This window comes from Pseudomonas eucalypticola (assembly GCF_013374995.1).
Classification (GTDB): Bacteria; Pseudomonadota; Gammaproteobacteria; order Pseudomonadales; family Pseudomonadaceae; genus Aquipseudomonas; species Aquipseudomonas eucalypticola.
This window is the reverse complement of the sequence record NZ_CP056030.1, coordinates 6,266,546-6,278,788: the sequence shown is the minus strand read 5'-3', so window position 1 is coordinate 6,278,788 and position 12,243 is coordinate 6,266,546. Positions and strand designations below refer to the sequence as shown.

Below are 12,243 nucleotides of genomic sequence, written 5' to 3'. Positions count from 1 at the left end.
TAGCGTAGGGAGCACTACATGCAAGACCCGAACAAACCCGCCGGTATCAGCCTTTCGGCCATCGGCCGCATGCGCCAGGGCCTGAGCATGGCCAACGAGAAGCTGGCCATCCAGGTGCCGGGCCTGAACCTGTTCTACGGCGACAAGCAGGCGCTGTTCGACGTGAAGCTGGACATCCCCAAGCAACGTGTCACGGCCTTCATCGGACCCTCCGGTTGCGGCAAGTCGACCTTGCTGCGCACCTTCAACCGCATGAATGACCTGGTGGACGGCTGCCGGGTGGACGGCGAGATCAACCTGGAAGGCCACAATATCTACACCAAGGGCGAAGACGTGGCCGAGCTGCGCCGCCGGGTGGGCATGGTGTTCCAGAAACCCAACCCGTTCCCCAAGACCATCTATGAAAACGTGGTGTATGGCCTGCGCATCCAGGGCATCAACAAGAAGCGCGTGCTCGACGAGGCCGTGGAATGGGCGCTGAAGGCATCAGCGTTGTGGGACGAGGTCAAGGACCGGTTGCATGAGTCCGCCCTCGGGCTTTCCGGTGGCCAGCAGCAACGCCTGGTGATCGCCCGTACCGTGGCCGTGGAGCCCGAGGTCTTGCTGCTCGACGAGCCGTGTTCGGCCCTGGACCCTATCTCCACGTTGAAAGTCGAGGAGCTGATCTACGAATTGAAATCCAAATACACCATTGTGATCGTGACCCACAACATGCAGCAGGCTGCGCGGGTCTCCGATTACACGGCGTTCATGCACATGGGCAAGCTGGTGGAGTTCGGGGACACCGATACCCTGTTCACCAACCCCGCGAAACGGCAGACCGAGGACTACATCACCGGTCGCTATGGCTAGTTAGGGCTGCAAGCTTGTAGCCACAAGCTGCAAGCGGATGCGGCGCGCAGTTCTGGATCACCACTTAACCACTTGCAGCTTTCAGCTTGAAGCTTGTAGCTGTCGCGGAGCGATACCATGATTGATAAAGATAGCCTTACGCACCATATCTCCCAGCAGTTCAACGCTGAACTGGAAGAAGTGCGCAGCCATTTGCTGGCCATGGGCGGCCTGGTGGAAAAGCAGGTCAACGACGCGGTGACCGCGCTGATCGAGGCCGACTCGGGCCTGGCCCAGCAGGTGCGCGACGTGGACGTGCAAATCAACCAGATGGAGCGCAACATCGACGAGGAGTGCGTGCGCATCCTCGCCCGGCGCCAACCGGCCGCTTCGGACTTGCGCCTGATCATCAGCATTTCCAAGTCGGTGATCGACCTGGAGCGCATCGGGGACGAGTCCACCAAGATCGCCCGCCGCGCCATTCAGCTGTGCGAAGAGGGCGAGTCGCCTCGCGGCTACGTGGAAGTGCGCCACATCGGCGACCAGGTGCGCAGCATGGTGCGCGACGCACTGGACGCCTTCGCCCGCTTCGACGCCGACCTGGCGCTGTCGGTGGCCCAGTATGACAAGACCATCGACCGCGAATACAAGACCGCGCTGCGCGAGCTGGTGACCTACATGATGGAAGACCCGCGGTCCATTTCGCGGGTGCTGAACGTGATCTGGGCGCTGCGCTCGCTGGAGCGCATCGGCGATCACGCGCGCAATATTTCGGAACTGGTCATCTACCTGGTGCGCGGCACCGACGTGCGCCACCTGGGCCTGGCGCGCATGCGCGAGGAAGTACAGGGCCGGGCCGCCGACCGGGCTAATGTTCCGGGCGTCGCGGACGATAAGTAAGACTGCCCGACTACAAATGCCCGGCCTAGTGCCGGGCATTTTCGTTTGCGGTGCACCAATTTCAAGGCACCCGTGAACGAAGAGTCCCGGCGTGACTAATAAGTTTTGGCAAATGGCCATCAGTCAGCGCTATGCTTGCCGGGTAATCTTAGGAGTGGTCAATGAGTAAGGTCAGTGTGCTGGTTGTGGATGACGCTCCGTTCATCCGCGACCTGGTGAAGAAATGCTTGCGCAACTACTTTCCGGGCATCGTTACCGAGGACGCGGTAAACGGCCGCAAAGCCCAGGCGCTGTTGATGAAAGACAGCTTCGACCTGGTGCTGTGCGACTGGGAGATGCCGGAAATGTCGGGCCTGGAGCTGCTGACCTGGTGCCGCGAGCAGGAGGCCCTCAAGGCCATGCCCTTCATCATGGTGACCAGCCGTGGCGACAAGGAAAACGTGGTGCAGGCCATTCAGGCAGGGGTTTCCGACTTCATCGGCAAGCCGTTCACCAACGAGCAGTTGCTGACCAAGGTGAAGAAGGCACTGACCAAGGTCGGCAAGCTGGAGGCCCTGATGGCCAGCGCGCCGACCCGCGCTACATCGGCTTTCGCCAATGACTCGCTCAATGCCCTTACCGGCGGCAAGGCCGAAACCGCGCGCCCGGCCGCCGCGCCTGCGCCTGCCCCTGGGGCCCGAGCCGGCCTGTTGAACAATACGCCGCGCCCGGCGGCCGCTGCAGCGGCGCCCACTGCGCCCACCGCGGGCAGCCGTGGGCAGGGCCAGTTGCGCCTGTCAGGCGGCAACCAGCAGTGCGTGATCAAGGCGTTGAGCCTCAAGGAGGCGCTGTTGGTGGTGCGCCGTGGCGATGTGCTGCCCCAGGTACTGGAAAACGCCGTACTTGACCTGGAGCAGGGCGACAACGCCGAAGTGGCCCGCCTCAATGGTTACCTGCACGCCATCGTCGCCCATGAGCCCAAGCCGGACAGCGATTGGTTGCAGCTGACCTTCCGGTTCGTCGACCAGGACGCCCAGAAGCTCGACTACATCTCGCGCCTGATCGCCCGCGGCACCGCGCAGAAGCATTTCATTCCGGGGGCCTGAAAACCGGGCAGGAGAAAAATACAGGCTCGGTGTCACCGGGCATTGTGTTTTCGGGGTGCCGCAAGTGGGGTATCGGTTCCTACACAATTTTGGGAATCGTTACTCTGCCGGTCCCGCGCTGTTGCGCGCATGATCTGGGCTCCCCACTGGAGGCCTGCGCCACGATGCCCTGCGAATTCTGCCTGCCGCTGCACGAACCCCTCAATTCCGGCGACGAACTGGTATGGCTTGACCATACCGTGTGGGTCACCGAGCTTCCAGCCGGCCTCAGGGCCCTGGATCTCAAGTGCTACCGCCTGCTGCGCGATGCCCGGCTGGCCTGGCGCATCGACCATTTCGACGCCTGGGGCCAACCCTGGGTAGCGCTGCAGCGCATCGACCCAGACGCCAGCATGCGCTATGAGCTGGTGCGCCTGGAGCCGGGTACCTACCGCCTGATACCCTGCGAGCCGCCCTACCCGGTGATCCGCCATGCGGCGTGCGCAAGGCCCGCACGCACCTGCTAATCTTTGGCCAGTCCACTATTCCAGAATGCCATCATGCAGCTTCGACCCCTTTTGTGTGCCTGCGCCATGGCCTTGGGCATTGGCCAGGCCAGCGCCGCCACTATCTACAAATACACGGATGCGTACGGGGTAACGTCCTACACCGACAGGCCCACCCGCGGTGCCAAGGTGCTGGTGTTCGCCGACCGCATGAACGAACGCCTGGACCAGCAAGTGCACCTGGATGTGAACAAGCAGGCCGGCGTTACCACCTTTTCCGCACGCAACGAACTGTATGCGCCGGTCGAGGTGGAACTGCGCCTTGCCAACCTGGGCAATGTACGCCCGGGGGCGCCGTCGCTGGTGCGGCGGGTGTTGCCGGCGCGGTCAACGCTGACCCTGGCCACCCTGGTGGCGCAGAGGCCCGGCCAGGGCCTGCGCTTTTCCCAGAAGTTTCGCTATTCGCTCGGCAACCCGTCGAGCGCGCCCATGGGCTACCAATACCCGTTGCCCTGGGTCGGTGGCCCCTTTCGCCTGACCCAGGGCCCCAACGGTACATTCAGCCATTTCGGCCCCCGAAGCCGCTATGCCATGGATATAGCCATGCCGGTGGGCACCCCCATCATTGCCGCCCGCGGCGGTACCGTGGTCAAGGTGGAGAATAACCAGGGCAGCGGCGGCGCCAATCCTTCCGGGAATTTTGTCCGGGTGCTGCACGACGACGGCACCATGGGCGTCTACCTGCACCTGATGCAAGGCTCGGTGAGCGTACGCGAAGGTCAGCATGTGGCGGTGGGCACGCCGCTGGCACGCTCGGGGAATACCGGCAACAGCACCGGCCCGCACCTGCATTTCGTGGTGCAACGCAACGTGGGGCTGGGGCTTGAATCGATCCCTTTCCAGTTCAACCAACCGGTGGGCAGCTTGCCCAACTTTGCGCTGGGCAATAAATAGTCATTGCCAATCCATCCCTACAGCAGCAGTGGCCGCGTGATAGGCGCCACGCGGCCGCCTGCTGCAAGGCGGGTTATTCCAGGCGCAACACCTTGGCCAGGATGATCTTCGGCCCTTTCATCTTCTTGATGATGATGCGCAGGCCTTCTACTTCCAGCACCTCTTCGTCTTCGGGCACGCGCTTGAGCGTGTCGTAGATCAGGCCGGCCAGGGTTTCGGCCTCGATGTGGTCCAGGTCCACGCCCAGCAGGCGCTCGACCTTGAACAGCGGTGTGTCGCCGCGCACCAGCAATTTACCGGGCTGGTAGGCAAGGATGCCGCGCTCGGCTTTGCGGTGTTCGTCCTGAATGTCGCCCACCAGCACTTCCAGCACGTCTTCCATGGTCAGGTAGCCGATGACCTTGCCGTCGGCTTCCTCCACCAGGGCGAAGTGCGCGCCACCCTTGCGGAACTGCTCCAGCAGGCGTGACAGCGGCATGTGCCGGGATACGCGCTCCAGCGGGCGGGTCAGCTCGGCCAGGTTGAACGACTCGGGAATATGGTCCAGGTCGGCCAGCTCAAGCAGCAGGTCCTTGATATGCAGCAAACCGACGAATTCATTGCGTTCGGCGTCATACACCGGGTAGCGGCTGAATTTGTGCCGGCGGAACATCGCCAGGATTTCCTTCAATGGCGCCTTGAAGTCCAGGCTCACCAGGTCTTCGCGGGAGTTGGCCCAGTCGACCACCTCCAATTCGCCCATTTCCACGGCCGAAGCCAGCACGCGCATGCCCTGGTCGCTGGGGTCTTGCCCACGGCTGGAGTGCAGGATCAATTTCAGCTCGTCGCGGCTGTAATGATGTTCATGGTGCGGCCCAGGCTCGCCTTGCCCGGCGATACGCAGAATCGCATTGGCGCTGGCATTGAGCAGGTAGATGGCCGGGTACATCATCCAGTAGAACAGGTACAAAGGCACCGCCGTCCACATGGACAGCAGTTCGGGCTTGCGGATGGCCCAGGACTTGGGGGCCAGTTCGCCGACCACGATATGCAGGTAGGAAATCACGAAGAAGGCGCTGAAGAAGGAAACGCCCTTGGCCACTTCCGGCGATTGCACGCCCACCGCTTCCAGCAACGGCTCCAGCAAGTGCGCGAACGCCGGTTCACCCACCCAGCCAAGGCCCAGGGAGGCGAGGGTGATACCCAGTTGGCAGGCAGAGAGGTAAGCGTCGAGTTGGCTGTGCACGGTGCGCAGGATCTGGCCGCGCCAGCCGTTTTTCTCGGCGATGGACTCCACGCGGGTGGAGCGCAGCTTGACCATGGCGAACTCGGCGGCTACGAAAAAGCCGTTGAGAAACACCAGCAGCACAGCGAAAAGAATCATGCCGAAATCGGCGAAGAGTGAAGCGAGGGTAAAGCCAGGGGAAGGGTCCATGATGGAGTTTTACGGGTTCCGTCTTCAGAAATTGAGGAGTGCTGAGGTGCCTGAAATGCAGGCACAAGACTATCAATGTAGCGGTTGAACCAGTACTTGCCTAGGGGGTGGCGCGCAACGAGCCATTGCCGGTGGCCTGCATGACCAGCTGCTGCGCGGCAAACACACAGGTGAACGTGCTGCCCTGGCCCGGCACGCTGCTGACCTCCAGGTGGCCACGGTGGCGCAGCAGCACGTGCTTGGCGATGGCCAGGCCCAAGCCCGTGCCGCCGGTCGCCGAAGCGCGGCTGGAGTCCACGCGATAGAAGCGTTCGGTCAGGCGGGGCAAGTGTTTGGCGTCGATGCCGATGCCCGAGTCCTGCACGCTCATGTAGGCCATCTTGCCGTCGCCCCACCAGCGGATATGGATATTGCCCTCGGCCGGGGTGTATTTCACCGCATTGAACACCAGGTTCGAGAAAGCGCTGCGCAGTTCCGATTCGCTACCCTTGAGGCGAATGCTGTCATCGGCCTCCAGCGTGATGCGCTGGTTGCGCGAGCCGGACAGGGCCTGGGCGTCACTCTTGATTGATTGCAGCAGGGCACACACCGCCACTGGCTGGTTGTCGGAGGGATAATCAGTGGCCTCCAGCTTGGCCAGCAACAGCAGGTCATTGAGCAGCGTCTGCATGCGCCCGCCCTGTTGCTGCATTTGCTGCAGCGCCCGGGCCCAGCGTGGGTTCACTTCGTCGACATTGTCGAGCAGGGTTTCCAGGTACCCGCTGATCACCGTGAGCGGTGTGCGCAGCTCGTGGGAGACGTTGGCGATGAAGTCCTTGCGCATCTGCTCCAACTGATGGATACGGGTTACGTCGCGCACCAGCATCAGGTGTTCATTGTTGCCGTAGCGGGTGATGAGCATCTGCACGCGCAGGCGGTCGTTGATCGGCGAAGGAATTTCCAGCGGCTCGGCATAGTTCTCCGCCTCGAAATACTCCTTGAAGCGCGGATGGCGCACCAGGTTGGTCACCGGCTGGCCGCTGTCCTGGGGCGTCTTGAGGCCCAGCAGGGTTTCGGCGGCGCGGTTCCACCATTCCAGGTTGCCGTCGCTGTCGAGCATGATCACCGCGTCGCGCAGGGCGGCGGTGGACTCCTGCACCCGGTCGATCACTGCCTGCAGGCGCCCGCGCACGCGCTGGTCGCGTCGTTGCAGGTGGTAGATGCTGTCGAAGACGTCGCCCCACAGGCCGTAGCCATCGGGCGGTGCTTCATCCGGCTGGTGCTTGTTGAGCCAGTGGTGCAGGCGCAGCAACTGCTTGAGGGTCCAGCCCAGGTACAGGCCCAGGCCCACGGCCAGGCACCAGCCGTAATAACCGCTAACCAGCCCTGCCAGCAGGCAAAGCGTGACCAATATCAGCATGTGCCTGATCAGGATGCTGTGCCAGTTCTGGTTCAATTAACGTCGCGTCCTTTCGAGTCATGCCGTGGCGGGCGGGCTTCAGCTCTTGGTGGAAAAGCGGTAGCCGGTGCCGCGCACGGTTTGTACCAGATTCTCGTAGGCAATGCCGAGCGCCTTGCGCAGGCGCCGAATGTGCACATCGACAGTACGCTCCTCGACATAGACGTTGCCGCCCCACACCTGGTCCAGCAATTGGCCACGGGTGTAGGCGCGCTCCTGGTGGGTCATGAAGAATTGCAGCAAGCGGTATTCGGTGGGGCCCATTTCCGCCGGGCGGCCATCGATGGTCACGCGGTGGCTGATAGGGTCGAGCAACAGGCCGCCCACTTCGATCGGCGCTTCGCCGTCGGTCGGGCCAGCGCGACGCAGCACGGCCTTGAGCCGCGCCACCAGCTCGCGGGGGGAGAACGGCTTGGTGATGTAATCGTCGGCGCCCACTTCAAGGCCCTGGATCTTGTTGTCTTCCTCGCCCTTGGCGGTGAGCATGATGATCGGGATGTCACCGGTCAGCTCGTCGCGCTTGAGGCGCCGGGCCAGTTCGATACCCGAGGTGCCGGGCAGCATCCAGTCCAGCAGAATGAGGTCAGGCTTGCGGTCGACAATGATGGCGTGGGCCTGCTGGGAGTTTTCTGCCTCGAGGCAGTCATAGCCAGCCATTTCCAACGCGACGGCGATCATCTCGCGAATGGGCGCTTCGTCGTCAACGATCAGAATGTTCCTGCCAACCATGCTCAAACCTCTTGTCATTGAAGTGTCTTGGGGCGCATTAGATAACGGAATTATTGCAGTCGTGTGACAGGTCGTTGCCAGCCTATCAACTTACGGGGGCTGGGCTAAGCTGTAAATTCGTTGCCAAGAATAACCAAGAGGTAAATCCAATGACACGACATACGCTGAACTGGATGGCCCTGGTGGGGGCGTTCGCCCTTGCCGCCCCTGCGCTTTCCCAGGCTGCGGAGCCTGCCATGGCCAAGGACGGCATGCTGGTGGACCACCATGGCATGACCCTGTACACCTACGACAAGGATGGTGATGGCAAGTCCAATTGCAACGACAAGTGCGCCGAGAACTGGCCGCCGTTGATGGCCGACAGCGCGGCCAAGGACGATGGCGACTGGTCAGTGGTGACCCGCGATGATGGCAAGAAGCAATGGGCCTACGAGACCAAGCCGGTCTACACCTTCAAAGGTGACAAGAAAGCCGGTGACAAGATGGGCGACGGTAAGATGGATGTCTGGCACATGATACCCACCGACGCGGATGCCGACTGAAGGATCAGCGAAAGGCATAGTCCGCGGCGATACCGGCGAATATGATCAAGCCCGCCCAGTGGTTGTGCAGGAACGCCTTGAAACATTTCATGCGTTCCCGGTCGCGGGTGCTGTGCCATTGCCAGGCAAAGCACGCCGCGGCCCCCAGCAGGCCCAGGTGAAACCAGCCACCCAGGCCGAAGTTCAGGCCCGCCAACCACAGGCACACCAGCGCCAGCCCCTGCAGTGTGACGATGATCACCCGGTCGGCCTCGCCAAACAGAATGGCAGTGGACTTGACCCCGATGCGCAGGTCGTCGTCGCGGTCGGTCATGGCGTAATAAGTGTCATAGCCCACGGTCCACAGCAGGTTGGCGATGTATAGCAACCAGGCCGCTGCGGGCAGGTGCCCGGTTTCAGCGGTGAACGCCATGGGCATGCCCCAGGAAAACGCTGCCCCCAGCACCACCTGCGGGTAATAGGTGTAGCGCTTCATGAACGGGTAGGTGGCAGCGAGTGCGAGGCCGCCGAACGACAACCAGATGGTGGTGGCGTTGGTGCACAGCACCAAGGCGAAGCTGATGGCGATCAGCGCCGCGAAAAACACCAGCGCCTCGCGCGAGCTGATGCGCCCGCTGACCAAGGGCCGCTGTTCGGTGCGCTTGACGTGGCCATCGACCTTGCGGTCAGCGAAGTCGTTGATGACGCAGCCAGCACCGCGCATCAGCACCACGCCCAGCACGAAGATGAACACGTTGGCCACGGACGGTCGGCCCTCGCCGGCTACCCACAGTGCCCACAGGGTGGGCCATAGCAGCAGGTAAATGCCGATGGGCTTGTCCATGCGGGTCAGCTGGACAAAGTCCCAGGCGCGCGGGTGCAGCCGGTTCATGGACTTGAGCAGGCTCTGGTACATCAAGGGTTCTCCGCAGCGAGTTGAGCGGTGGGCCATAGGCCCGGCAGGAATACTTCCGCGACCAGAATGCGCAAGGCGCCACGGTCGAAGCGTGAACGTCGGGCCCACAGGCCATCGTGGGCTTGGTCGGCAGGCAGCCAAGTGTCCGGGTACCGGCCCACTTCGATAGGCTGGCGCACGAACGCTGGAGTAGTGAACAGCAGTTCACCCAGTGATCGGCTGCCCAGTGCCGCCAGCGCCAGGCCGTCGGCTTCCAGCGCCTGGCGACCGGCCACGCTGCGGGCGTACACCCACGGTGTGCCGTGCCCACGCAGGTAGACTTCGCGTACCCAGCCGCTGCTGCCCGGCGCCAGGCCTAGCGAGGCGCATTCATCGTCGCGCAGCACCTGCCAGTGTTCGAGCAGCGGCGTGACGCTGAAATGCCCGTCGGCCAGGCGGGTGAGGCGTCGGGTCAGCGACCCCTGGTCGAACAACCAGTCGCAGGTAAAGGTATCGGCATCGGTGGGCGCCAGCGCCAGCCAGGCGGGCGCTGTGGCAGAGGAAGCGGCGTGGGTCACGGTCGGCAACGTTCGGCAAGCAGGTTGGTCGGCGAGCTTAGCATGCATTCAGGCTTGCATCTGTGCACAACCCCCAGTACAAAACCTGTCGAGCCGGTCGACAACGCACCAATCAATGATCGCCCGAGCCAACAGCCTGAGCATCGAGGACACCGTTAAATGAAAAAGTGGCAATGCGTGGTATGCGGTCTGATCTACAACGAAGCCGATGGCTGGCCGGACGACGGCATCGCGCCAGGTACCCGTTGGGAAGACGTACCGGAAGACTGGCTGTGCCCCGACTGCGGCGTGGGCAAGATGGACTTCGAAATGATCGAAATCGCCTGATCGAATTTTCAACTCAAGGAACGGACACATGACAGCACCCGTGGTGATCGTAGGCACCGGCCTGGCCGGTTACAACTTGGCCCGAGAGTTTCGCAAGCTGGACGGTGACACGCCGTTGCTGCTGATCACCGCCGATGATGGCCGTTCCTACTCCAAGCCAATGCTGTCCACAGGTTTTGGCAAGAACAAGGATGCCGACGGCCTGAGCATGGCCGAGCCGGGCGCCATGGCTGACCAGCTCAAGGCCGAAATTCGCACCCACACGCGGGTGACGGGCATTGACCCTGGCCACAAGCAGCTGTGGATAGGCGAGGAGGCGGTTCCCTACCGCGACCTGGTCCTGGCCTGGGGCGCCCAGACCGTGACCGTGCCCGTGCAAGGTGACGCCAGTGATGCGGTATTCCCCATCAACGACCTGGAAGACTACGCGCGCTTTCGCGCCGCCGCGCAAGGCAAGAAACGCGTGCTATTGCTGGGCGCCGGCCTGATCGGCTGCGAGTTTGCCAATGACCTGATCATGGGCGGGTATGAAGTACAGTTGGTGGCGCCCTGCGAGCAAGTGATGCCAACCTTGCTGCACCCGGCTGCAGCCGCGGCGGTGCAAGCCGGCCTGGAAGGCCTGGGGGCGCGTTTCCATCTGGGGCCGGTGCTCAACCGCCTGGAGCGGGTGGGCGAGCGCCTTGACGCCCACCTGTCCGACGGCATGGTACTGGCGTGCGACCTGGTGGTTTCGGCCATTGGCCTGCGCCCGCGCGTGGACCTTGCTGCCGCGGCGGGCCTGGAAACCAACCGTGGCGTGGTGGTGGATCGGACCCTCAAGACGTCCCACGCCAACATCTATGCCTTGGGCGATTGTGCCGAGGTCGATGGGCTCAATCTGCTGTACGTGATGCCGTTGATGAATTGCGCCCGTGCCTTGGCGCAAACCTTGGCAGGCAACCCGACATCAGTGAATTACGGCCCCATGCCGATCACGGTCAAGACCCCGGTATGCCCGCTGGTGGTATCCCCCGTGCCGCGCGGCCTGGAGGGGCAATGGCAGGTCGAAGGGCAGGGTGCCGACGTCAAGGCGCTGTGCCGTGACGCGGCAGGCAACCTGTTGGGCTACGCCCTGACCGGGGCGGCCGTGGCCGAGAAGCTGGCGCTCAATAAGCAGCTGCCGCCGCTGCTGGCGTAAATAACCGTCTTTCTGTCGGAATAACCCGGTTTTTGCCCCTACAAAGCCGGGGTTGAGACTGGCGCAGCCTCGTGCGCCGTGCCATCCTCACTCCGTCTGCCGCAGCGTAGAGCCTGCGGCGCCTGGTGCCCCGTTCTAATGTGCGGCACTGGCATAAAAACAAAAATCCGTCTAAAGGGGCTTCACTATGCGCAAACCAGAACTGGCCGCTGCTATCGCCGAAAAAGCTGACCTGACCAAGGAACAAGCCAACCGGGTGCTCAATGCGGTACTGGAAGAAATCACCAATGCCTTGCACCGCAAAGACAGCGTGACCCTGGTAGGTTTCGGCACCTTCTTGCAACGCCATCGTGGTGCCCGCACCGGCAAGAACCCGCAGACCGGCGAGCCAGTGAAAATCAAGGCCAGCAACACCGTTTCCTTCAAGCCTGGCAAATTCCTGAAAGACAGCGTCAATCCATAAGCGATAGCGCAAGCAGAAAGGGCCTCGAAGGGCCCTTTTTGGTGTCTGCGCTTTGCACTCAGCCCTAGAACGTTCGCTAAAGAAGTGCGTCATCCGGGTCGTCGACCAGGTGGTCCAGGCCGCCCAGCTCGCCCCGAACCTCATTGCGCGTCTTCAGCTTGGCCAGCGCCGCCTCGGGCAGGTCGGTGATGCGGATCACCCCCTTGCTGGTCAATACCTGAATCAGGTCATCAAGTACGCGGATCATTTCCATGTCGCTCTGCCGCAATTGCTGCAGTCGGCCTTCGATGGTGCCACGTGCCATCCATGCGAGGATGTCCGGGTGGTCTTCGACCAGAAAGTCTTCGGCCTCAGGGTAGGACGCCTTGTCTGCGCGGATAATGTGTCCAAGCGCATTGCGTTGCACGTAGTACATCAGGGCCTCCTTGGGCTTGGCCAGAACTTCA

Annotated in this window: 15 protein-coding genes; 9 read left to right on the top strand and 6 right to left on the bottom strand. The window is 62.5% G+C overall.

Annotated features, from left to right (window positions below; all coding sequences use genetic code 11):
* The first annotated feature begins 18 nt into the window (after positions 1 to 18).
* The 5 genes from pstB (at position 19) to HWQ56_RS28270 (ending at position 4,255) form a co-directional block, all read left to right on the top strand.
* Positions 19 to 852 carry a phosphate ABC transporter ATP-binding protein PstB gene (gene pstB / locus HWQ56_RS28290; RefSeq protein ID WP_158152749.1) on the top strand — a complete coding sequence of 278 codons (834 nt, stop codon included), beginning with the start codon at positions 19 to 21 and terminating at the stop codon, positions 850 to 852.
* Between the two features lie 117 nt (positions 853 to 969).
* Positions 970 to 1,731 (top strand): phosphate signaling complex protein PhoU, encoded by a 762-nt coding sequence (gene phoU / locus HWQ56_RS28285; RefSeq protein WP_158152750.1) that lies wholly within the window; start codon positions 970 to 972, stop codon positions 1,729 to 1,731.
* Between the two features lie 161 nt (positions 1,732 to 1,892).
* Positions 1,893 to 2,816 (top strand): response regulator, encoded by a 924-nt coding sequence (locus tag HWQ56_RS28280; RefSeq protein ID WP_158152751.1) that lies wholly within the window; start codon positions 1,893 to 1,895, stop codon positions 2,814 to 2,816.
* Positions 2,817 to 2,980: 164 nt separating this feature from the next.
* Positions 2,981 to 3,322 (top strand): hypothetical protein, encoded by a 342-nt coding sequence (locus tag HWQ56_RS28275; RefSeq protein WP_158152752.1) that lies wholly within the window; start codon positions 2,981 to 2,983, stop codon positions 3,320 to 3,322.
* Between the two features lie 33 nt (positions 3,323 to 3,355).
* Entirely contained in the window at positions 3,356 to 4,255 is a 900-nt protein-coding gene (locus tag HWQ56_RS28270) for a peptidoglycan DD-metalloendopeptidase family protein (protein ID WP_176572273.1), read from the top strand.
* A gap of 73 nt (positions 4,256 to 4,328) precedes the next feature.
* Here HWQ56_RS28270 and HWQ56_RS28265 read toward each other — a convergent pair whose 3' ends face one another.
* From HWQ56_RS28265 to phoB, 3 genes are all read right to left on the bottom strand, one after another.
* Positions 4,329 to 5,669: a hemolysin family protein gene (locus HWQ56_RS28265; RefSeq protein WP_158152754.1), complete on the bottom strand. Its 1,341-nt coding sequence runs from the start codon at positions 5,667 to 5,669 to the stop codon at positions 4,329 to 4,331.
* A 100-nt stretch (positions 5,670 to 5,769) separates the two neighbouring features.
* Positions 5,770 to 7,068 (bottom strand): phosphate regulon sensor histidine kinase PhoR, encoded by a 1,299-nt coding sequence (phoR, locus tag HWQ56_RS28260; RefSeq protein WP_245217808.1) that lies wholly within the window; start codon positions 7,066 to 7,068, stop codon positions 5,770 to 5,772.
* Positions 7,069 to 7,146: 78 nt separating this feature from the next.
* The gene (gene phoB, locus HWQ56_RS28255; protein WP_158152756.1) at positions 7,147 to 7,836 is read right to left on the bottom strand and encodes a phosphate regulon transcriptional regulator PhoB; all 690 of its coding nucleotides are present in this window, start codon (positions 7,834 to 7,836) and stop codon (positions 7,147 to 7,149) included.
* Between the two features lie 149 nt (positions 7,837 to 7,985).
* On the opposite strand from phoB, the gene HWQ56_RS28250 reads away from it, so the two are divergent.
* Complete coding sequence (locus HWQ56_RS28250; protein ID WP_176572271.1) at positions 7,986 to 8,378, top strand: COG4315 family predicted lipoprotein; 393 nt, start codon at positions 7,986 to 7,988, stop codon at positions 8,376 to 8,378.
* 4 nt (positions 8,379 to 8,382) lie between these two features.
* Here the strand turns inward: HWQ56_RS28250 and ubiA are convergent, their stop codons facing one another.
* Together ubiA and HWQ56_RS28240 are read right to left on the bottom strand one after the other, a co-directional pair.
* Positions 8,383 to 9,273, bottom strand: a complete 891-nt coding sequence (ubiA, locus tag HWQ56_RS28245) for a 4-hydroxybenzoate octaprenyltransferase (protein ID WP_158152758.1) — start codon at positions 9,271 to 9,273, stop codon at positions 8,383 to 8,385.
* Positions 9,273 to 9,878, bottom strand: coding sequence for a chorismate--pyruvate lyase family protein (locus tag HWQ56_RS28240; protein ID WP_176572270.1), 606 nt, complete (start codon positions 9,876 to 9,878; stop codon positions 9,273 to 9,275). The genes ubiA and HWQ56_RS28240 overlap by 1 nt, the downstream gene beginning before the upstream one ends.
* Positions 9,879 to 9,989: 111 nt before the next feature.
* Between HWQ56_RS28240 and HWQ56_RS28235 the strand changes: the two genes are divergently transcribed.
* The 3 genes from HWQ56_RS28235 to HWQ56_RS28225 all read left to right on the top strand — a co-directional run bounded on the left by HWQ56_RS28235 (position 9,990) and on the right by HWQ56_RS28225 (position 11,797).
* Positions 9,990 to 10,157, top strand: a complete 168-nt coding sequence (locus HWQ56_RS28235) for a rubredoxin (protein WP_158152760.1) — start codon at positions 9,990 to 9,992, stop codon at positions 10,155 to 10,157.
* A 28-nt stretch (positions 10,158 to 10,185) separates the two neighbouring features.
* A complete protein-coding gene (locus HWQ56_RS28230; RefSeq protein WP_158152761.1) occupies positions 10,186 to 11,334 on the top strand; it encodes an NAD(P)/FAD-dependent oxidoreductase in 1,149 nt (382 codons plus the stop codon).
* Positions 11,335 to 11,521: 187 nt separating this feature from the next.
* Positions 11,522 to 11,797 (top strand): HU family DNA-binding protein, encoded by a 276-nt coding sequence (locus HWQ56_RS28225; RefSeq protein WP_158152762.1) that lies wholly within the window; start codon positions 11,522 to 11,524, stop codon positions 11,795 to 11,797.
* Positions 11,798 to 11,873: 76 nt separating this feature from the next.
* Here HWQ56_RS28225 and HWQ56_RS28220 read toward each other — a convergent pair whose 3' ends face one another.
* Entirely contained in the window at positions 11,874 to 12,212 is a 339-nt protein-coding gene (locus tag HWQ56_RS28220) for a tryptophan synthase subunit beta (protein WP_158152844.1), read from the bottom strand.
* Between the last annotated feature and the right edge of the window lie 31 nt (positions 12,213 to 12,243).